Below are 20,662 nucleotides of genomic sequence, written 5' to 3' on the forward strand. Positions count from 1 at the left end.
CATCGCCGCCTGTCTGCTGCTGTGTCATGGATCGCAGTCCCAGTGGTGTCAGAGGGAGATCAGGGGAGTCATCGAGAGGTGCGGCGTCAGGCTCCCTCGCGCACCGCCCGTTCCCGCGTTCCGGACGCGTCAGCGCGTCAGCGCGTCACCGCGTTGTCCTTGTCCGGCCGGTTGTTGCCTCCGGGGTCCAGCGGAAGCTCGGCGCTGTCCGACGGGCCCGGCTCGGTCGTCGGGCCGGTGGGCGGCTCCGTCGTGGGGTCCCCGGTGGGGCTGGCGGGCGGCGTGGTCTCCGGCGACTCGGACTCCGTGGGCGGCTCGGCCGTGGGTTTCTCGGTGGTCGGCTCGTCGGAGGGCGAGGCCTCGTCGGAGGGCGAGGTGGTCGCGCTCGGGGAGCTCGTGTCCGGCGGCGGGGTGACGGCGGCGCCCATGTCGGTGTCGAGCACGAACTTGCTGGGTTCGCCCATGGCCTTCGCGGTGAAGTCCGCCCATATCTCGGCCGGGAAGCCGCCACCGTTGACGCGGCCACCGCCACCGGCGCCCTTCAGGGTCACCTGGTCGCCCTTGTGGATCTTCTTGCCGTTGTCGGCGGTGCGATCGAAGGCCGCCTCGCCGAACAGGCCCACCGAGGTGACGAGGTCGGGGGTGTAGCCGCTGAACCAGGCGGACTTGTTGTCGTCCGACGTACCGGTCTTGCCCGCGATCTGCTGTTCGGCGAGCCCTTCCGCGTTCCGTACCGACCGGTGGGCCGTGCCGTCGTCGACCACTCCGGTCAGCACCGAGGTCACGGAGTCCGCGGCCTGGCGGGTGATCACCTGGTCGCCGATCGCGTCGGGCATCCGCACCGGTTCGTCGCCCTGGTGCACGGCCGACTTCACGATCTGCGGGGTGACCTTCTTGCCGTGGTTGTCGAGCGTGGCGTAGATGCCGGCCATCTCCATCGGGCTCGCGCCCATGGAACCGAGCGTCTGCGCGGGCACGGCCGGAAGGCCCTTCACGTTCATGCCGAGCTCGCCGGCGGTCTGCATCACCTTGTCCATGCCGACGTCCACGCCCATCTGCGCGAAGACGGAGTTGATGGACTTGTTCATCGCGGTCTGGACGGTGACCATGCCGTAGTTGCCGTCGTCCTCGTTCTCCGGCGCGAAGGCGACGTCACTGCCCACGACCGGCCGCTCGCTCGTGCCGTCGTAACGGGTGTTGGCGGTGATCTCCTGGCCGTCCTGCGTCACCGACTCCTGGTCGAGGGCCGCGGCGAGTATGACCGGCTTGAAGGTGGAGGCGGGCTGGTAGTCGCGCCGGGCGGCGTTCGACGTCCAGTGCTCGTTCTGGCCCCGCCCGCCGTACAGTGCGAGCACCGCGCCGGTCTTGGGGTCCACCGAGGCAGCACCGGCCTGGATGTCCTGGTCGAGTTTGCGCTTCTTGGTGTCCAGGTTGTCGATCAGCTTCGTCTCGACCGACTTCTCCAGCTGCTGCTGCTTCTTCTTGTCGATGTTGACGGTGATCGTCCAGCCGCCGAGGTCGAACTGGTCGCTGCTGAGCCCCGTCTCCTCCAGCACCGCCTTGCGGGCCGCCTCGACTATGTAGCCCTTCTGGCCCGCCGCCCCGTTCAGCGGCTTGGGGTCCTGCGGGACCGGGAACTTCAGGCCCTGGCGCTTGCCCGCGTCCAGCCACTTCTCCTCGACCATGTTGTTCAGCACGTAGTTCCAGCGCTGCTTGACGAGCGTCTTCCCGTTCGGGCCGGCGACGGCCCAGTCGTACTGGCTGGGGGCCTGGAGCAGGGCGGCGAGGTAGGCGCCCTGGGCGACGTCGAGGTCCTTGGCGTCCTTGCCGTAGTACGCCTGTGCCGCGGCCTGGATGCCGTAGGCGCCCCGGCCGTAGTAGCTGGTGTTGATGTACCCGGCGAGGATCTCGCTCTTCTTCTTCTTCTGGTCCACCTTCAGCGAGATGACCAGCTCTTTGAGCTTGCGGGTGACCGTCTGGTCCTGGTCGAGGTAGTAGTTCTTGACGTACTGCTGGGTGATGGTCGAGCCACCCTGCTTGCCCTTGCCGGAAACGGTGTTCAGCAGGCCGCGCGCAGTGCCTTTGAAGTCGATTCCCTGGTCCTGGTAGAAGGACTTGTTCTCGGCGGCGACGAAGGTCATCTGGACCTCCTTGGGCACCTGCGCGAGGTCCACGATCTCCCGGTTGACCTCACCCGTCCTGGCCAGCAGGGTCCCGTCGGAGTACTTGTAGATGTTGCTCTGCAGCTTGGCCTGGGCATTGCCCTCGGGCACGTCCACGAGCAGGTAGAGCACGGCGAAGCCGCCCATGCCCAGCAGGCAGACGGTGAAGGCCGCGCCCAGTAGTTTCCGCCAGGTGAAGAGTCCGCGTATGCCGCCGCTCTTCCCGGCCCGCCGCGACCCGCGCCGCTGGGCTCGTCGCGCATCCGCTCGACCCATTGCTGTGTTGCTCCCGCTTCTCTGCTCGACCGGATCAGCTCGGACCTGCCAGCTAACACCGTTGGCAAGGGCAAAAAGCGATCGATCCCGCCTTTTCCGGACGTGACAATCAGCACCTGCTCCCAAGGGAACCGACTCATGAGGGGTGCACAGGGTTGCGAGAACCGTTAATGTGTAATCACATTGCTAGCGAATGGCTAGCCAGTCGAAACGGGGGATTCCATGACCGAACCGCTCAACCCGAACACGTCGGCCGGACCGCAGGCAGATCTCACTCCGGACGCCCCGGAAATGCCGGAACCGCAGGTCCGCGAGACGAAGGCGCACAGCATCCCCGGCGGCCTCGGCCTCCTGCTGACCGTGATCGGAGTGATCCTCGGCATCGGTCTCGCCATCATCGGCGGCGTCATAGGGTCGAACGGGAACAACGGCCTCGGCGTCCCGCTGTGCATCCTGGGGGTCCTGCTCGCCATCGCCTCGTTCTTCTGCATGGGCGGTGTGAAGATGGTCGCACCGGGCGAGGCCAGGGTCATCCAGCTCTTCGGCCGGTACGTGGGCACGATCCGCGCCGACGGCCTGCGCTGGGTCAACCCGCTGACCTCCAGCCGCAAGATCTCCACCCGGGTCCGCAACCACGAGACCGCGGTCCTCAAGGTGAACGACGCCTACGGCAACCCGATCGAGCTCGCCGCGATCGTCGTCTGGAAGGTCGAGGACACCGCGCAGGCCCTGTTCGAGGTCGACGACTTCCTGGAGTTCGTCGCCACCCAGACCGAGGCGGCGGTCCGGCACATCGCGATCGAGTACCCGTACGACGCCCACGAGGAGGGCGGCCTCTCGCTCCGGGGCAACGCCGAGGAGATCACCGAGAAGCTCGCCGTGGAGCTCACCGCGCGGGTCCAGGCGGCCGGCGTACGGATCATCGAGTCCCGGTTCAGCCACCTCGCGTACGCCCCCGAGATCGCCTCCGCGATGCTCCAGCGCCAGCAGGCGGGAGCGGTGGTCGCGGCCCGGCAGCAGATCGTCGAGGGCGCGGTCGGCATGGTCGAGATGGCCCTGACCCGGATCGCCGAGCAGGACATCGTCGAACTCGACTCGGAGCGGAAGGCCGCCATGGTCAGCAATCTGATGGTGGTGCTGTGCGGTGACCGGGCCGCACAGCCGGTCCTCAACACGGGCACGCTCTACCAGTGACGGAGGAGACTCCGCGGCGCCGTGCGCCGCAGTCCGGACCGCAGCAGCGCAAGCAGATGCTGCTGCGGCTGGACCCGGCCGTGCACGACGCGCTGGCGCGCTGGGCTTCGGACGAGCTGCGCAGCGCGAACGCGCAGATCGAGTTCCTGCTGCGACGGGCACTCGCCGAGGCGGGACGCCTGCCCGGCGGCGCGGCGCCGATCCCGCGCCGGGGACGCCCGCCCAAGGCGCCGGACCCGGACTGACCTGCCGGGGCCTCACCGCCCCGGCCGCCACGCGCCGCCCACCGGACGGGTATACACGGCAGGTATACACACCATGTACAGTCATCGGCATGTCTATCGGCCACACCCTGCTCGGGCTCCTGGAGTCCGGCCCCCGCCACGGCTACGACCTCAAGCGGACCTTCGACGAGAAGTTCGGGCACGACCGCCCCCTGCACTACGGACAGGTCTACTCGACGATGTCCCGCCTCCTCAAGAACGGCCTCGTCGAGGTCGACGGAGTGGAGACGGACGGCGGCCCGGAACGCAAGCGTTACGCCATCACCGACGCCGGAATCACCGATGTCGCCACCTGGCTCGCACAGCCCGAGAAGCCGGAGCCCTACCTCCAGTCGACCCTGTACACCAAGGTCGTCCTGGCCATGCTCACCGGCCGCAGCGCCGCCGACGTCCTGGATTCCCAGCGCTCCGAGCACCTGCGCATGATGCGCATCCTCACCGACCGCAAGCGCCAGGGCGACCTCGCCGACCAACTGATCTGCGACCACGCACTGTTCCACCTCGAAGCCGACCTGCGCTGGCTGGAGCTCACCGCCGCGCGACTCGGCCAGCTCGCGAAAGTGGTGGCACCGTGATTCCCGCCGGCTCCCTGCTCTGCGCCCAGGATCTGCGCAAGACATACGGATCGACCCCCGCACTCGACGGCGCCTCGTTCTCCGTCCACCCCGGCGAGGTCGTCGCCGTCATGGGCCCCTCCGGCTCCGGCAAGTCCACCCTGCTGCACTGCCTGGCCGGGATCATCACCCCCGATTCCGGCACCATCACCTACGCCGGACGCGAGCTGTCCGCGATGTCCGACGCGGAGCGCAGCGCCCTGCGCCGCAGCGAGTTCGGCTTCGTGTTCCAGTTCGGGCAGCTCGTCCCCGAGCTGACCTGCGTGGAGAACGTCGCCCTGCCGCTCAGGCTGAACGGCACCCGGCGCAGGACCGCGGAGCGCACCGCCCTGGAATGGATGCAGCGCCTGGAGGTCGACGACATCGGAGCCAAACGCCCCGGCGAGGTGTCCGGAGGCCAGGGCCAGCGCGTCGCCGTGGCCCGCGCCCTGGCCGCGTCCCCGAAGGTCGTCTTCGCCGACGAGCCGACCGGCGCCCTGGACTCACTCAACGGCGAGCGGGTCATGCGACTGCTCACCGAAGCGGCCCGGTCCTCCAACGCCGCCGTGGTGCTGGTGACCCACGAGGCCCGCGTCGCCGCCTACTCCGACCGCGACATCACCGTCCGCGACGGCCGGGCCCGCGACCTGGAGCACGCCGTATGACGCTGCTCGACGACAAGAGGCCCCCGGCCGGGCCCGCTCACCCTCCCGAACCGCCCTCACGCACAGCCTCCTGGCTCCGCGATCTCGGGCTCGGCATCCGCTTCGCCGCCGGCGGCGGCCGCGAGGGCTGGATCCGCACACTGCTCACCGCCGTCGGCGTGGGCCTCGGTGTGGCGCTGCTGCTCACCGCCGCCTCCGTTCCGCACCTGCTCGACGAACGGTCCGCGCGTGACCAGGCCCGCTCCGAGACCAGGATCTCAGGATCCCCCGACGCCTCGGCGAAGAAGTCCGACAGCACGGTCCTGCGGATCGAGGCGAGCACCGAGTACCACGACCGCTCCATCACAGGCTTCCTGATGCGCGCGGAAGGCACCCACCCGGTCGTCCCCCCGGGCATCACCTCCTTCCCCGCCCCCGGCGAGATGGCCGTCTCCCCCGCACTCCGAAAGCTCCTCGACGCCCCGGAGAACACGCTGCTCAAGGAGCGGCTGCCCTACGAGGTGACCGGCACGATCTCGGACGCGGGACTGCGCTCGCCCGGCGAGCTGTGGTTCTACGCGGGCAGCGACACCCTGACCGGCGCGGCCGGCGGCCACCGGGTCGCCGGATACGGCGACCCCGGGCCGGCCGATCCGCTGCCACCGATGCTCATCGTCCTGACCATCATGATCTGTGTGGTGCTGCTGGCCCCCGTGGCCATCTTCATCGCCACCGCCGTGCGCTTCGGCGGCGACCGCCGCGACCGCCGTCTCGCCGCCCTGCGCCTGGTCGGCACCGACATCCGGATGACCCGCCGGATCGCAGCCGGTGAGGCACTCTTCGGCTCGGTCCTCGGCCTCCTGATCGGGCTGGCGATGTTCCTGGCAGGGCGCCGGTTCATCGGGCACGTCGAAGTCTGGGACACCAGCGCCTTCCCCTCCGACCTGACCCCTGACGCCCGGCTGTCCCTGCTGATCGCCCTCGCGGTCCCGCTCACCGCGGTGCTCGTCACCCTGGCGGCCATGCGGTCCGTGGTCATCGAGCCCCTCGGCGTCGTACGCAACAGCCGCAGCCGCAAGCGGCGCCTCTGGTGGCGACTGCTGCTGCCGGTCGGCGGTCTCGCGGTCTTCGGACTCACCGGCAAGGTCGAGGAGTACGGCCCCGTCAACCCGTACCCGGTCGCCGGAGGCGCGGTACTGGTCCTGGGCGGACTGGCCCTCCTCCTGCCCTGGCTCGTCGAGGCATGCGTCAAGCGGCTGCGCGGCGGCCCCGTCCCCTGGCAGCTGGCCACCCGTCGGCTCCAGCTCAGCAGCGGGGCGGCCTCCCGCGCGGTCAGTGGCGTCACCGTCGCCGTGGCCGGAGCGGTGGCCCTGCAGATGCTGTTCGCCGCCATGAACGACGACTTCAACAAAATCACCGGCCAGGACACGTCACGCGCCCAGTTCTACGCGAACTCCGAGATCGTCAGGGGCGACGCCGCCGTGCACACGATCAAGGAGTTCCGGGCCACCAAGGGCGTCACCCAGGTCATCGGCACGGTCGAGGCCTACGCGACCAAGCCGGGGACGTACAAGGACGACGAGATCCAGCCCACCACCTCGTTCACCGTCGGCGACTGCCCGACCCTGCGCGAACTCGCCCGGATCACGTCCTGCCGGGACGGCGACACCTTCGTCGTCCACCCCGAGGACAAGGGACAGGCCGGCTGGGTCGACGAGACCGCACGCAAGGGCAAGGTCCTGGAGTTCGACTCCTACGGCCGCGGCAAGCCGCTGCACTGGACACTGCCGGCCGACGCCCGGACCGTCGGGAGCCGGACCGACCCGAGCGGCGAGGACCACTGGGGAATCATGGTCACCCCCGGTGCGATCGACGCGCGGACCCTCCCGGGAGCCGAGACCGTCTCCCAGATCCGCATCGACGAGAACGTCCCGGAGGCCGCCGAGTACGTACGCAACACGGCGGCGCGGATCGACCCCGGCATGCGCCTGGTCACCATGAACTCCATCGAGCGCGACCGGCAGTACGCCAGCATCCAGACCGGCCTGCAGGTCGGTGCGACCGCCACCCTGCTGCTCATCGCCGCGTCCATGCTGGTCTCCCAGCTGGAACAGCTGCGCGAGCGCAAGCGGCTGCTGTCGGTCCTGGTCGCCTTCGGTACCCGCCGCGTCACGCTCGGCTGGTCAGTGCTGTGGCAGACCGCGATCCCGGTGGTCATCGGACTCGCGGTGGCCGTGGCCGGCGGCCTCGCCCTCGGCGCCACCCTGTGCTGGATGGTCGGCAAGGAGGTGACCGGCTGGATGCTGTTCCTGCCGCTCGCGGGAGCGGGGGCAGGCCTCATCCTGCTGGTCACCCTGCTCTCCCTGCCGGTGCTGTGGCGCCTGATGCGCCCCGAGGGGCTGCGCACCGAGTGAGACCGGCCGGCCGGACCGTCGTCAGGTCCGGCCGGCCGTCGCCACGCGCACCGGCAGCTCCTTCATCGCCCCGCGCAGCGCCGCCGCGAACTCCTCGAACTCCTCGTGCCGGGCCGCCCCCGTCCGCATCCCCAGCGCCACCCGCCGCGCAGGGGCGGGGTCCGCGAAGTACCCCGTGGTCAGGGCGTCGTTGCGCGCGGTCTCGACGGTCACCGCGGTACGCGGCAGCAGCGTCACCCCGAGCCCTCCGGCCACCAGCTGCACCAGCGTGGAGAGCCCGGCCGCGGTCGTGGTGACCGGCGCGCCCTCCGTACGTCCCGCCTCACGGCAGATGTCGAGCGCCTGGTCGCGCAGGCAGTGCCCCTCGTCGAGCAGCAGCAGCGGCAACTCCCGCAGCGCCTCGCGCGGGATGTCCTGCCGTCCGCCGAGCCAGTGGTCGCGTTCCATGACCAGCACGAAGTCCTCGTCGAAGAGCGGGATCTCGCTCACCCCGGGCACTCCGAGCGGCACGGCGAGCAGCAACAGGTCCAGCCGCCCGGCCGCCAGCCCCTCCAGCAGCGAGGAGGTCTGCTCCTCGTGCACCTGGAGGTCGAGGTCCGGGTAGCGCTCGTGGACCAGCCTCAGCACGGCAGGCAACAGGTACGGGGCGACGGTCGGGATCACGCCGAGCCGCAACACTCCGGTGAAGGGAGCGCGGACCGCCTCGGCCTCCTCCATCAGCTCACCGACACTCGCCAGCACGGCCCGCGCACGCACCGCGAGCCGCTCCCCGGCGGGCGAGAGCAGTACCTTGCGCGTCGTACGCTCGATGAGCTGGACACCCAGTGCCTCCTCCAGGGCGGACACGGCTCCGGAGAGCGCGGGCTGACTCATCCCGATTGCTGCCGCGGCGTCCCGGAAGTGCAGATACTCCGCCACGGCCGCGAAGGCACGCAGCTGCGAGAGGCTGGGCTGTTTGGGCCGGATGCCCTGATTGCTCTGGGCCACTGATAGGCACCTCCGATCATCACGACCGAGTGTAGCTATTTCCGCGATCAATGCACTCTGTGCCAAGGTGGAGATCGTCCAACCCTCAGGAACTCCCCCAAAAAGGGAATTCCTATGCTGTAAGGAGAGCGCGTGCTCACTGTCGGTGACAAGTTCCCCGAGTTCGACCTGACCGCCTGTGTTTCGCTGGAGAGCGGCAAGGAGTTCGAGCAGATCAACCACAAGACCTACGAGGGTCAGTGGAAGATCGTCTTCGCGTGGCCCAAGGACTTCACATTCGTCTGCCCCACGGAGATCGCCGCGTTCGGCAAGCTGAACGACGAGTTCGCCGACCGTGACGCCCAGATCCTCGGCTTCTCCGGTGACTCCGAGTTCGTGCACCACGCCTGGCGCAAGGACCACCCGGACCTGACCGACCTGCCCTTCCCGATGCTGGCCGACTCGAAGCACGAGCTCATGCGCGACCTCGGCATCGAGGGCGAGGACGGCTTCGCCCAGCGCGCCGTCTTCATCGTCGACCAGAACAACGAGATCCAGTTCACGATGGTGACCGCCGGTTCCGTCGGCCGTAACCCCAAGGAGGTCCTGCGGGTCCTCGACGCCCTGCAGACCGACGAGCTGTGCCCCTGCAACTGGACCAAGGGCGAGAACACCCTGGACCCGGTCGCCCTCCTCTCGGGCGAGTGAGCTGATACCGACATGGCACTCGACGAACTGAAGGCTGCCGTTCCGGACTTCGCCAAGGACCTGAAGCTGAACCTCGGCTCGGTCATCGGCAACAGCGAACTCCCGCAGCAGCAGCTGTGGGGCACCGTCCTCGCCTGCGCGATCGCCTCGCGCTCGCCGAAGGTGCTGCGCGAGCTGGAGCCGGAGGCGAAGGCCAACCTCTCCGCGGAGGCGTACACCGCCGCGAAGTCGGCCGCCGCCGTCATGGCGATGAACAACGTCTTCTACCGGACCCGGCACCTGCTGTCGGACCCCGAGTACGGGAACCTCCGGGCCGGTCTGCGGATGAACGTGATCGGCAAGCCGGGCGTGGAGAAGGTCGACTTCGAGCTGTGGTCGCTCGCCGTCTCCGCGATCAACGGCTGCGGCCAGTGCCTGGACTCCCACGAGCAGGTGCTGCGCAAGGCCGGTGTGGACCGTGAGACCATTCAGGAAGCCGTGAAGATCGCCTCGGTGATCCAGGCGGTGGGTGTGACCCTCGACGCCGAGGCAGTCCTCGCCGAGTAGCACCCGCAGTACCCCCTGATACGAGAAGGGCCCCGAGGACGACCGACCGTCCGAGGGGCCCTTCTTCTGTGTCCGCTCAGGGTGCCTTCGCCACCTCCGCGGCGGGCTCCTCCTCGTCGCTGCCGTCGTCGAACTCCTCCGGCGGCGAGCCGGGCGCGGGCTTGGCCGCCGCGTCCAGTGAGGTCGAGCCGTGCGGCGGAGGCGAGTGGCGGCGGGACTCCTCCTGCCCGTACGCCCGCAGATAGCCGACCACCGTGTTGGTCACCGCGACCAGCGGCACCGCGACGACCGCACCCCCGATGCCCGCGATCATGCCGCCGGCGGCGACCGAGAGCACCACGGCCAGCGGGTGCACCCGCACCGCGCGGCCCAGGATGAAGGGCTGCAGGATGTGGCCCTCGATCTGCTGCACCGCGAGTACCACGGCCAGCACCATCAGGGCCGTGAACACGCCCTGGGTGACGAGGGCGACGACCACTGCCAGCGCCCCGGAGACCACCGCTCCGACGAGTGGGATGAAGGCGAACAGGAAGATGAAGACGGCCAGCGGTACGGCCATCGGCACATCGAGGAAGAAGATCCCCAGGCCGATGAAGATCGCGTCGATCAGGGCGACGATCACCGTGCCGCGCACGTAGGCGGTCAGCGTGCGCCAGGCCCGGGGGCCGGCGCCGGCGACGCCCGGCCGGGCCTGGGCGGGGACGAGCCTGAGCACCCAGTGCCAGATGCGCTTGCCGTCGTACAGCAGGAAGAGCGTGGAGAACATCGCCAGCAGCATCCCGGTGAGGAGCTCCACCATCACGGTGACGCCCTGCAGTCCGGCGGAGGTGATCGCCTCCGTGTTGGTGCCGACGGTGTCACTGAGGTTCTTCGCTATGTCGTTGATCTGTTTGTCGGTCACGTGGAACGGGCTGTCCAGCAGCCAGTTCTTCAGGTCGTCGATACCCGTCCGCACCTTGTCGGAGAGGGTGTCGATGTTGTCCATGACCTGCCAGACCACGAACCAGCCGACCAGGCCCATGATGACGAAGCCCAGGATCGCCGTCACCGCCGTGGCCAGTCCGCGCGGCAGCCCGTACCGCTTCAGCCGGGCGACGGTCGGCTGGAGCATCGCGGTGACGAGCAGGGCGGCGACGAACGCCAGCACCACCAGCTGCACCGCGCTGATGACCCGCATGAGCACCCAGAGGGTCCCGGCGAGGACCAGCAGCCGCCAGCCCGCCTCGGCCGCCACCCGCATCCCCCAGGGGATGGCCGCGACCGGATCGGGGCGCGCCGAGACGGAGGGGGCGTACGCGGGAGGCGGCGGCACATGGTCGGCCGCGGCCTCGCTCCCGTCGGCCCCCGCGTCCCGTGCGGGCGCGGCGGTCCGCATCGAGGACTCGTCGTCCTCGGCACCCGCTTCGGCCCGCCGTTCGTCCAGGCGCTCGCCCAGCCTGGTCAGTTCGCCACCCAGTTGTCCGAGCCACCCCGGCAGTTTCGACATAACGGTTCCTCTACCCCCGTCCGCTCTCCCCACCGTTCCCCCCGGGAAACGGTTCCGCCCGACCGTACACGCGCGAAGCCCCCCACCGTAGGACGGCGGGGGGCATCGTGAGGTTGAGACCTGAACCTCGGAAGGTTCTAGTACCAGTGGTTGGCCTGCCAGAAGGACCAGGCACCGCACGGGCTGCCGTACCGGCTGTCCATGTAGTTCAGGCCCCACTTGATCTGGGTGGCCGGGTTGGTCTGCCAGTCGGCACCGGCGGACGCCATCTTCGAGCCGGGCAGCGCCTGGACGAGGCCGTAGGCACCCGAGGAGGGGTTGCTCGCCCGGTAGTTCCAGCTCGACTCGTGGTTCACGATGTTGCTGAAGCACTGGAACTGGTCGCCGGGGATCATCTGACGAGCCATCGCCTGGACCTCGGCCACGGTGTAGGAGCCCTGCGTCGCGAACGCCGAGGCGCTGCGGACCTCGGAGCGGCTGGCGCGCTCGGCGCGGTCCGCCTTCTCCTGGCGCTCCTTCTCCAGCCTGTCCTCGGCCGCTGCCTTCTTGGACTTGGCGTCCTTGGCGGCCTGCACACGGGCTGATTCCTCGGCGGACTTCTTCGCCGACGCGTCGGCCGCGGACGCCTGGGCGTCGGCCTGCTGCGTCAGCGATGCGGTCTGCACCTGGGCCTGCTGGCCCGCGGGGATGTCTGCGAGCAGCGTGGTGTCGGCTGCGGTCGCCTCGAAGTTGTTGTCGTCGGCAGCAGGAGTGCTGCCCGATGCAACGCCTACGACGGCGCCAACGGTGGTTACCGCTGTGGCTGATGCCACGGCGAACCCCCGGACCGAGATCCGGCTCACACGGTGTCCTTCCAGCATCGCCCGCTTAGGTGACCTCGCGGGCGCAATCGTGCCCTTGACACTGGCCTCCCTACTGCTTGGGTCACGGGAGGCACGGGCCCGGTGGGCGACTCCCCGGAGGGAGCGCCGCGTGGTGCTCGCGGGCGGCATACGGACGGCGGTTGTTGAGTTGTGTGGTGCGTGGCACCTCTGGAGGTGCCGGTGTGCCGTATGCGGGGCCTGACGGAAGCAAGACTCTGCCGGAACGGGACGCCGGGAAGCAATTCTCTGTTGCGTGTGAAAGCTCACACCTCGTTTGGCGCACATGAATTACGGAAATGGTGCCGCAACACGATGCCGCCCGGCTAAGCTCCTTGGCTCGCCGGGCGGCATCAACTGTCCCAAGCCGTATCAGATCTGGCCTTCCTCCAGCATTTCGGTCACCAGTGCGGCGATGCGGGAACGCTCCGAACGCGTGAGCGTCACGTGCGCGAAGAGCGGGTGTCCCTTCAGCTTCTCGACCACGGCGACCACGCCGTCGTACCGGCCGACCCTGAGGTTGTCCCGCTGGGCCACGTCATGTGTGAGAACGACGCGGGAATTTGCCCCGATCCGGGACAACACGGTCAGCAGGACGTTCCGTTCGAGCGACTGGGCCTCGTCGACGATCACGAAGGCGTCGTGGAGGGAGCGCCCACGGATGTGGGTGAGCGGCAGGATCTCCAGCATGCCGCGCCCCAGCACCTCCTCGATCACCTCACGGCCGGAGACCGCCGAGAGCGTGTCGAAGACGGCCTGGGCCCAGGGGCTCATCTTCTCGGCCTCGCTGCCGGGGAGATAGCCGAGCTCCTGCCCCCCGACCGCGTACAGCGGGCGGAAGACCATCACCTTCTTGTGCTGCCCGCGTTCCAGCACCGCTTCGAGGCCCGCGCAGAGCGCCAGCGCCGACTTGCCGGTGCCGGCCCGGCCGCCCAGCGACACGATGCCGACGTCCTGGTCCAGGAGCAGGTCCAGGGCGATGCGCTGCTCGGCGCTGCGGCCGTGGATGCCGAAGGCCTCCCGGTCGCCCCGGACGAGGCGGACGTTTCCCTCGGGTGTCACCCGGCCGAGCGCCTTGCCCCGTTCGGACTGGAGGACCAGGCCGGTATGCACGGGCAGCTCGGCGGCCTCGGGGACGTACAGCGTCTCCTCGGTGAAGAGCAGGTCCACCTGTTCGGCGGGGAGGGACAGCTCGGACATCCCGGTCCAGCCGGAGTCGGTGATGGCGAGTTCCGCCCGGTACTCCTCGGCGAGGAGGCCGACCGACGAGGCCTTGATGCGCAGCGGCAGGTCCTTGGAGACGACCGTGACGTCGTACCCCTCGGCCTGGAGGTTGCGTGCGACCGCGAGAATCCGTGAGTCGTTGTCCCCCAACCGGTAGCCGGCGGGCAGGACGCCGGGATCGGAGTGGTTGAGTTCGACGCGCAGCGTCCCGCCCAGATCCCCGAGGGGGATCGGGGCATCCAGCCGGCCGTACCGGACCCGGAAGTCGTCCAGCAGGCGCAGGGCCTGCCGGGCGAAGTACCCGAGCTCGGGGTGGTGCCGTTTGGCCTCCAGTTCCGTGACCACGACGATCGGGAGCACGACCTCGTGCTCGTCGAAGCGGGACATGGCATTCGGATCGGCCAGCAGGACGCTGGTGTCGAGAACATAGGTGCGCCTGTCGGGCATGCGGCGCTTTGTGCTGGTCACCACGGAAGGACGTACCCCCTCGGACGAGGTTGGGGTGCGACGGCGTCGCGGAGCATCCCAAAGGGAGAGGACGGGCCGGGCTCCGGCCACCTTGCGCGGGCCGAGCGCCGGCCCTCCGCGTCGGCCGCACTGTATGTACGGTCCTTCGTGTGCAAAGGGCCTCCCGGGCGAGCGGACTCCATGCCGCTCACTTGGACACGACGTCCGCCTGGTTGGTGACCGGACGTCGACCTGTCAGGGGTATGCCCTCGAACGCGCCAAGCCATGCCGACCTGGCCGGATCCGCTCGAAGCCGTCAGCCGCCGTAGCGGCGGTGGCGGGCGGCGTAGTCGCGCAGGGCCCGCAGGAAGTCGACGCGGCGGAACGCCGGCCAGAAGACCTCGCAGAAGTAGTACTCGGAGTGGGCGCTCTGCCAGAGCATGAAGCCTGACAGCCGCTGCTCGCCGCTGGTGCGGATCACGAGGTCGGGGTCCGGCTGTCCCCGGGTGTAGAGGTGCTCGGAGATCAGGTCGGTGGAGACGATCTCCGCCAGGTCCTCGTAGGAGGTGCCCTTCCCGGCGTGGTCGAGCAGCAGGGAGCGCACCGCGTCCGCGATCTCCTGGCGCCCACCGTAGCCGACGGCGACGTTGACCAGTATTCCGTCGACCCCCACGGTGGCCTGTTCGGCCTCCTTGAGGACCGTTTGGGTGTGTGCGGGAAGCAGATCGAGCGTGCCGACGTGGTGGACGCGCCAGCGCCCGTCCGCCACGAGGTCGCGCACGGTGTTCTCGATGATGCCGAGGAGCGGGATGAGCTCGGACTCGGGACGGTCGAAGTTGTCCGTGGAGAGCATCCAGAGCGTGACGACCTCGACGTCCGTCTCGCTGCACCAGCCGAGAAGCTCCTTGATCTTGTCCGCACCGGCCTGGTGCCCCTGCGCGGCCGTGCCGCCGGACGCCTTCGCCCAGCGCCGGTTTCCGTCGAGGATGACACCGATGTGCTTGGGCACCTGGGCGTGATCGAGGCGGGCCTCCACCCGGCGCGCGTAGAGCCCGTACACCAGGTCGCGCAAGTTCACTGAGTCCACCTCTCGGTTCCGTGCGGGCACGCCCGCCCCTATGCCCGGGGTCCGGGGTCGTCCACCTGGGGATCGCCGCACCGGAAGGGGGCGATCGCCCCGCCGTGCCGTGGCAGTCCCGAAGCGGCCACATTACTGCGCAGGCGGTGCACCGGCCCAACCCGGCCTGTCACAAGTCCGTGATATCCGGCCTGTCGCACGTCCGTGATAGGAGAGGAACGTGACTGATTCCTCTTCCTCCTACCGGGCCGACGCCTCGCGCTACGACTCCATGGAGTACCGCCGCACGGGCCGCAGCGGCCTCAAGCTCCCGGCCGTCTCGCTCGGCCTCTGGCACAACTTCGGCGACGACCGCACGCTCGGCTCCCAGCGCGCCATCCTGCGGCGCGCCTTCGACCTCGGGGTGACCCACTTCGACCTGGCCAACAACTACGGCCCGCCGCCCGGCTCCGCCGAGCTCAACTTCGGGAAGATCTTCGATCAGGACTTCGCCCCCTACCGCGACGAGCTGATCATCTCCACCAAGGCGGGGTACGACATGCACCCCGGCCCGTACGGGGAGTGGGGCTCGCGCAAGTACCTGCTGTCGTCGCTCGACGCCTCGCTGAAGCGGATGGGGCTCGACCACGTCGACATCTTCTACTCGCACCGCTTCGACCCGGACACTCCGCTGGAGGAGACGATGGGGGCGCTGGCCTCCGCCGTGCAGCAGGGGAAGGCGCTGTACGTGGGGGTGTCCTCGTACAACTCCGGGCAGACCGCCGAGGCGGCCCGGCTGCTGAGGGAGATGGGTGTGCCGGCACTGATCCACCAGCCGTCCTACTCGATGATCAACCGCTGGACCGAGGACGACGGGCTGCTGGACACCCTGGAGGCGGCCGGCATGGGCTGCATCTCCTTCGTGCCGCTCGCCCAGGGGCTGCTGACCGGCAAGTACCTGAAGGGGATCCCGGAGGGCTCGCGCGCCACGCAGGGCAAGTCCCTCGACCCGGACCTGCTCTCGGACGAGGTGGTGCGCCGGCTGAACGGGCTGAACGACATCGCGCGCCGTCGCGGACAGTCGCTCGCCCAGCTGGCGATCGGCTGGGTGCTGCGTGACAGCCGTATGACGTCGGCTCTGATCGGCGCGTCGAGCGTGGGGCAGTTGGAGGAGAACGTGGCGGCGCTGGCCGCTCCGCCGCTGTCCGCCGAGGAGTTGAAGGAGATCGACACCTTCGCAGTGGACACCGCGGGCACCAACATCTGGGCCCGGCGGGCCTGAAGGGACTGCCGGGGCTCCGCCCTGCCGCGTCTGCGGTACGGCCCGGCCGTACCGGGGCACAAAAAAACGGGCCGGTCCGTGGGGGGGGGTTACGGACCGGCCCGAGGGGGGGTTTCCACCATAACCCTTCGTAAGTGCTGCCGCGTGCCACGCCACGAAATAATTACTCTCCGAATGTGCGGGGCTCCGCCATCGACCCGGAATCCGGTGCTCCACAAGGCCCTGAGCTGCATGAATGCCCGGCGGCGCCGCCTCGACGCCGGACTCGCCCGCAGGACGTACACAGGATGTGCACATTCCGGTCGCGGTGGCCTCCCTTGGCGCCGTGCGCAGGGGCCGCCTCTCGCCTCACACCCCTTCAGGGACGCCCGGACATGAGGACAGGATCTGACCTGATGGCCGGATAGTTTTCGGCTCATGACAACGCCGAGCGCAACCGTGAGCTGGACCGGAGCGAACACCCGCCGGATGGAGCGTCAGGGCCTGACGGACCCCCTCACCGCCTCCCCCGCCGCCGTGGTCGAGTCCATGCCGGCCGCGCATGCGCAGGTCCTGTCCGCCGCCGAGCTCTCCGTCGGGCTGCGGAGCCGGGACCTGACCCGCGCCGATGTGCGCAGGGCCCTGTGGACGGACCGGACGCTGGTCAAGACGTTCGGTCCGCGTGGCACCGTCCATCTGCTGCCGGCCGCTGGACTCCCCCTGTGGACGGGCGCGTTGTCCGCCCTGCCGGTGGGCCGCAACACGCAGCCGGATGGGGTGCGGATGACGCCGGAGCAGACGGAGGCGGTACTGGAGGCGATCGCCGACGCCCTGACCGGCGTGGAGCTGACGGTCGACGAGCTCACGGAGGCGGTCGTCGCCCGCGCCGGGGCCTGGGCCGGTGAGCCGGTGATGCCCGCCTTCCAGACCCTGTGGCCGCGCTGGCGGCAGGTGACCCATCTGGCGTCCCACCGCGGAGTCCTCTGCTTCGGCCCGGACCGCGGCCGCAAGATCACCTACACCCGCCCGGACGTCACTCCGCTCGACGGCCCGCCGGCGCTGGCGGCCCTCGTCCACCGCTACCTGCACGCATACGGCCCCGCCACTCCGCAGAACTTCGCCAGATGGCTCGCCGCACCGAGCCGTTGGGCATCGGACCTGTTCGCCCGTCTGGCGGCAGGCGGGGAGATCGAAGAGGTGGTGTACGAGGACGGCAGCCCCGCCTGGGTGGTGACGGGCGACACCGCCTTCCCGTCACAGCCGGTACGCGGCGTGCGGCTGCTCCCCTACTTCGACGCCTTCGTCATCGCCTCCCGGCCCCGCGAGAGACTCTTCCCCGGCGCGGCGTACACCCGGGCACTGGCGGGCGGTCAGGCGGGCAACTTCCCGGTGCTGCTGGTCGACGGCACGGTGGCGGGGGTGTGGCACCAGCGGCGCTCGGGGCGGCGGATCGCGGTGACGGTGGAGCCTCTGTCCCCGCTGACGGCCGAACAGCTGCGGGAACTGGAGCAACAGGTGGCGCGGGTCGGCGAGGTGATGGAGGGACAGCCTGAGCTGACGGTGGGCAAGGTCACGGTCGGAGGGCACGCGTAGGCCGTCGGCGGATCACGTGGCCGGGCGCGTCCTCTCAGGTCGCCGCCGCCGCGCCCCGGTGGCCCCGGGTGAAGCGGATGCCCACGGTGTCGCCGCCCGTCACCACGAAGCGGCCGCCCTCGCAGCGGATGACGGCCTCGTCCACCTCGCCCCGCTCGTCCCTGCGCTCCTCGGTGCGCAGTACCGTCCAGCCGCCGTCGGGTGGCTGTGGCAGCCGTGCCATCGCCGCGTACTCCCACTGGGTGGCCGGTACGCACCAGTCGGGAAGGTGCGGCCAGCTACCGGCGCCCACGTGCAGACTGCCGTCGGACGCGCAGGTGAGGAGCACGGACTGGCCGTCGTCCAGCAGGAAGGCGACGGCCTCCGGCTCACCCATGCGCCCCTCGGGCCGGTAGAAGATGCCGAGGACGCCGACGATCCGGGCACCTCTGAGCCATTCGGCGTTCCCCTGCCGCGGGCCGCGTACCGCTTCCTCGTCGTTTCCGACCCTCATGGCCTGCCCCTTCCCCGTGCGCTCAGCCCCCAGGGTGCCATTCTTCGGGCGCAGGAAGGGTGTTCGGGCTCACTCGGGTTTGCGGGCCTCGATCAGGAAGCGGGTGGTGTGGGCGACGAACGGCCCCTCGGTCTCGATCAGGTGGTGCAGTGCGGCGAGTTGTGTCCGGTAGGCGTCGACGGTGAAGCCGGGCACCATCCAGATCACCTTGCGCAGGAAGTAGACGACGGCGCCGATGTCGAAGAACTCGGTGCGCAGCCGCTCCGTCCGCAGGCCGACGACGTCGAGTCCGGCCTCCTCGGCCGCGGCACGTGCCTGCTCGGGGTCACGTCCGTTGCGTACGTGCGGCGGCTGCGGGCCGAGGAAGTACTCGACGAGTTCGAAGACACTGGCCGGGCCGACCTGCTGGGAGAAGTACGTGCCGCCGGGGGCGAGGACCCGGGCGATCTCCTCCCACCACGTGGTCACCGGATGCCGGCTGACCACCAGGTCGAAGGCCGCGTCGCCGAACGGCAGCGGCGGCTTGTCCTCGTCCGCGACCACCACCGCTCCCAGCGGATGCAGCAGAGCGGTGGCGCGGGCGATGTTCGGCGGCCAGCCCTCGGTGGCCACGGTCAGCGGCGGCAGCTTCGGCGCGGAGGCGAGCACCTCGCCGCCCCCGGTCTGGATGTCCAGCGCGGCCCTTGCCCGGCCCAGGCGCTCCCCCATGGCGCGGGCGTACCCCCAGGACGGGCGCTCCTCGGTCGCCCGGCCCTCCAGCCAGGAGAAGTCCCAGCCCTCGACCGAGACGGCGTCGGCCTCGGCGACCAGGGCCTGGAACCGGGCGTGTTCTGCTGCGGCGGCTGCCTGCGCGTCATCGGGGGTCGTGGTCATACGGGGATGGTGGCAGCCGGGCAGCACGCACGCGACCGGATTTCCCACGTGCCGGACCGGCGCCGTGAGCCTGCCGGTCAGGCGGCCAGTGCGCCGAACAGGATCCCCAGCAGTGCTCCGGCGATCATGAACGGGCCGAAGGGGATCCCCGTTTTGCGCCCGGCGCGCCGCATCACCATCAGCCCCATCCCGTACACCGCGCCGAACAGGAACCCGGCGAACCCGCCTGCGAACACGACGGCCCACCCGTACCAGCCGAGGGCCACCCCCAGGGAGAGGGCGAGCTTGACGTCGCCGAAGCCCATGCCGTTCGGGTTGATGAGGAAGAGCAGGAGGTAGAAGGCGCCGAGGACGGCTCCGCCGAGCAGTGCGGACACCCAGGCGCCACCGTGCTCCGGCAGCAGGGCGGCGGCACCGAGGAGCACGGCGGCCGCCGCGGCGGCCGGCAGGGTCAGCTGGTCGGGCAGCCGGTGCACCCGGCGGTCGATGGTCGCGAGGAGTACGCCGACGGGGGCGAGGAGCAGCCAGACGACGAGCTCGGGCCGCGCGCCGGTGGCCGCCGCGAGGACGGCGCAGCCGAGGGAGGTGACGACGGGGGCGACGATGTGCGGTGCGTAGCGCGGACCGCTCCTGCGCGGTACGGCGGTCGGCGCGGTGTTGGGTGTCCCCGCGTCGTCCGCGTCGCGGGACGGCTCCGGCCCGGCGCCGCCGTCCGTCTGCACCGGCCCGGCGGCCGTTCGCACGGCGACGGCAGCGCCCACCTCGGCGCAGGTCGTGCAGCGCGTGGAACCGAACCAGCCACGGGCGGGCCCGGTGAGGGGGTGGCCGGCGGGGCAGGCGTCCCGCCACGCGTCGTCCGGTTCGACGGAGAACCGGTAGGCGGCGCGCGGCACCAGCAGTCCGGTCGCGGCTCCCCAGAGGGCGGCGACCCCTATCAGGATGGCGTACACGTCATCGACCCTAGGCGCCGCACGGGCACCGGTCATGGGCCCGGGGGCCCACTGCGCGCCGTTACGGACCCAGAGCCCGTCACGTGGCGCTACCGTCATGGCCATGGCTCGATGGCGCAATGGAACAGGAACGCTGACGATCACGGACGGGGAAGGGGAGACCGAGGTGCCGCTGCGGATCGCGGCCTCGTACGGTCACCGGAGCCGTGGACTGCTCGGTCAGGACGGGATCGACGGAGCGTTGATGATCACCCCGTGCGGGAGCGTGCACTCCTTCCGCATGCGGTTCACCATCGACGTGGCCTATCTGGACCGGAAGTTCAATGTGGTGGCGGTGCACACGATGAAGCCCGGCCGGCTCGGGCTCCCCCGCCTGCGGGCCCGGCACGTGATCGAGTCGGAGGCCGGCGCGATGGCGAAGTGGGGGCTGCGCCCCGGCATGCAGCTGCGGATCGCACAGACCGGCTGAACGCCGACACCGCTGAGGTCCGGACGGCCCGGGGACGAATGGGACCCAGGGCCCATGACGACGGGTCCGCCGCGCCGTAGGCTCAAAACCATGTCATCCATGGGGGAGTTGTGTCGTCGTGTGCGCCGGTGGTCGCGGACTTCGGTGCCGCGTACGGGCGCG

Annotated in this window: 19 protein-coding genes; 10 read left to right on the forward strand and 9 right to left on the reverse strand. The window is 70.1% G+C overall.

The features are described from left to right. Window positions 1-137: 137 nt before the first annotated feature. Complete coding sequence (locus ABZ434_RS33775) at window positions 138-2,438, reverse strand: transglycosylase domain-containing protein (protein ID WP_359145142.1); 2,301 nt, start codon at window positions 2,436-2,438, stop codon at window positions 138-140. 222 nt (window positions 2,439-2,660) lie between these two features. On the opposite strand from ABZ434_RS33775, the gene ABZ434_RS33780 reads away from it, so the two are divergent. The 5 genes from ABZ434_RS33780 (at window position 2,661) to ABZ434_RS33800 (ending at window position 7,567) form a co-directional block, all read left to right on the forward strand. Further along, complete coding sequence (locus ABZ434_RS33780; protein WP_359145145.1) at window positions 2,661-3,632, forward strand: SPFH domain-containing protein; 972 nt, start codon at window positions 2,661-2,663, stop codon at window positions 3,630-3,632. Next, the gene (locus ABZ434_RS33785) at window positions 3,629-3,877 is read left to right on the forward strand and encodes a hypothetical protein (RefSeq protein WP_359145148.1); all 249 of its coding nucleotides are present in this window, start codon (window positions 3,629-3,631) and stop codon (window positions 3,875-3,877) included. Before ABZ434_RS33780 ends, ABZ434_RS33785 begins: the two co-directional genes overlap by 4 nt. An 89-nt stretch (window positions 3,878-3,966) precedes the next feature. Further along, window positions 3,967-4,491 carry a PadR family transcriptional regulator gene (locus ABZ434_RS33790; RefSeq protein WP_359145151.1) on the forward strand — a complete coding sequence of 175 codons (525 nt, stop codon included), beginning with the start codon at window positions 3,967-3,969 and terminating at the stop codon, window positions 4,489-4,491. Then, window positions 4,488-5,174 carry an ABC transporter ATP-binding protein gene (locus tag ABZ434_RS33795; protein ID WP_359145154.1) on the forward strand — a complete coding sequence of 229 codons (687 nt, stop codon included), beginning with the start codon at window positions 4,488-4,490 and terminating at the stop codon, window positions 5,172-5,174. The genes ABZ434_RS33790 and ABZ434_RS33795 overlap by 4 nt, the downstream gene beginning before the upstream one ends. Next, window positions 5,171-7,567, forward strand: coding sequence for an FtsX-like permease family protein (locus ABZ434_RS33800; RefSeq protein ID WP_359145157.1), 2,397 nt, complete (start codon window positions 5,171-5,173; stop codon window positions 7,565-7,567). The genes ABZ434_RS33795 and ABZ434_RS33800 overlap by 4 nt, the downstream gene beginning before the upstream one ends. A gap of 21 nt (window positions 7,568-7,588) precedes the next feature. Here ABZ434_RS33800 and ABZ434_RS33805 read toward each other — a convergent pair whose 3' ends face one another. Next, the gene (locus ABZ434_RS33805) at window positions 7,589-8,554 is read right to left on the reverse strand and encodes a hydrogen peroxide-inducible genes activator (protein WP_359145159.1); all 966 of its coding nucleotides are present in this window, start codon (window positions 8,552-8,554) and stop codon (window positions 7,589-7,591) included. A gap of 132 nt (window positions 8,555-8,686) precedes the next feature. Between ABZ434_RS33805 and ABZ434_RS33810 the strand changes: the two genes are divergently transcribed. Both ABZ434_RS33810 and ABZ434_RS33815 read left to right on the forward strand, forming a co-directional pair. Continuing rightward, the gene (locus ABZ434_RS33810) at window positions 8,687-9,241 is read left to right on the forward strand and encodes a peroxiredoxin (protein ID WP_018100933.1); all 555 of its coding nucleotides are present in this window, start codon (window positions 8,687-8,689) and stop codon (window positions 9,239-9,241) included. Between the two features lie 12 nt (window positions 9,242-9,253). After that, complete coding sequence (locus ABZ434_RS33815; RefSeq protein WP_250967916.1) at window positions 9,254-9,787, forward strand: alkyl hydroperoxide reductase; 534 nt, start codon at window positions 9,254-9,256, stop codon at window positions 9,785-9,787. 76 nt (window positions 9,788-9,863) lie between these two features. Here the strand turns inward: ABZ434_RS33815 and ABZ434_RS33820 are convergent, their stop codons facing one another. The 4 genes from ABZ434_RS33820 to ABZ434_RS33835 all read right to left on the reverse strand — a co-directional run bounded on the left by ABZ434_RS33820 (window position 9,864) and on the right by ABZ434_RS33835 (window position 14,882). Continuing rightward, the gene (locus ABZ434_RS33820; protein WP_359145164.1) at window positions 9,864-11,273 is read right to left on the reverse strand and encodes an AI-2E family transporter; all 1,410 of its coding nucleotides are present in this window, start codon (window positions 11,271-11,273) and stop codon (window positions 9,864-9,866) included. A 137-nt stretch (window positions 11,274-11,410) separates the two neighbouring features. Further along, window positions 11,411-12,115 (reverse strand): transglycosylase SLT domain-containing protein, encoded by a 705-nt coding sequence (locus ABZ434_RS33825; protein WP_359145167.1) that lies wholly within the window; start codon window positions 12,113-12,115, stop codon window positions 11,411-11,413. A gap of 390 nt (window positions 12,116-12,505) precedes the next feature. Beyond that, window positions 12,506-13,828, reverse strand: a complete 1,323-nt coding sequence (locus tag ABZ434_RS33830) for a PhoH family protein (RefSeq protein ID WP_359145170.1) — start codon at window positions 13,826-13,828, stop codon at window positions 12,506-12,508. 292 nt (window positions 13,829-14,120) lie between these two features. Then, complete coding sequence (locus ABZ434_RS33835; RefSeq protein WP_359145173.1) at window positions 14,121-14,882, reverse strand: isoprenyl transferase; 762 nt, start codon at window positions 14,880-14,882, stop codon at window positions 14,121-14,123. A 220-nt stretch (window positions 14,883-15,102) separates the two neighbouring features. On the opposite strand from ABZ434_RS33835, the gene mgrA reads away from it, so the two are divergent. Further along, on the forward strand, window positions 15,103-16,143 hold the full coding sequence (mgrA, locus tag ABZ434_RS33840; RefSeq protein WP_359145176.1) for an L-glyceraldehyde 3-phosphate reductase: 1,041 nt from the start codon (window positions 15,103-15,105) through the stop codon (window positions 16,141-16,143). A gap of 417 nt (window positions 16,144-16,560) precedes the next feature. After that, window positions 16,561-17,715 carry a winged helix DNA-binding domain-containing protein gene (locus ABZ434_RS33845; protein WP_359145179.1) on the forward strand — a complete coding sequence of 385 codons (1,155 nt, stop codon included), beginning with the start codon at window positions 16,561-16,563 and terminating at the stop codon, window positions 17,713-17,715. Window positions 17,716-17,749: 34 nt separating this feature from the next. Here ABZ434_RS33845 and ABZ434_RS33850 read toward each other — a convergent pair whose 3' ends face one another. The 3 genes from ABZ434_RS33850 to ABZ434_RS33860 form a co-directional block, all read right to left on the reverse strand. Further along, the gene (locus ABZ434_RS33850; RefSeq protein ID WP_359145182.1) at window positions 17,750-18,208 is read right to left on the reverse strand and encodes a hypothetical protein; all 459 of its coding nucleotides are present in this window, start codon (window positions 18,206-18,208) and stop codon (window positions 17,750-17,752) included. A 69-nt stretch (window positions 18,209-18,277) separates the two neighbouring features. After that, window positions 18,278-19,081: a class I SAM-dependent methyltransferase gene (locus ABZ434_RS33855; RefSeq protein ID WP_359145185.1), complete on the reverse strand. Its 804-nt coding sequence runs from the start codon at window positions 19,079-19,081 to the stop codon at window positions 18,278-18,280. Window positions 19,082-19,158: 77 nt separating this feature from the next. Beyond that, complete coding sequence (locus ABZ434_RS33860; RefSeq protein WP_359145188.1) at window positions 19,159-20,031, reverse strand: prepilin peptidase; 873 nt, start codon at window positions 20,029-20,031, stop codon at window positions 19,159-19,161. A 103-nt stretch (window positions 20,032-20,134) separates the two neighbouring features. Here ABZ434_RS33860 and ABZ434_RS33865 point away from each other — a divergent pair, with 103 nt between their 5' ends. Continuing rightward, window positions 20,135-20,500, forward strand: a complete 366-nt coding sequence (locus ABZ434_RS33865) for a DUF192 domain-containing protein (RefSeq protein ID WP_359145191.1) — start codon at window positions 20,135-20,137, stop codon at window positions 20,498-20,500. Window positions 20,501-20,662 lie beyond the last annotated feature (162 nt).

The organism is Streptomyces sp. NPDC005761 (genome assembly GCF_040630635.1).
Taxonomy (GTDB): Bacteria; Actinomycetota; Actinomycetes; order Streptomycetales; family Streptomycetaceae; genus Streptomyces.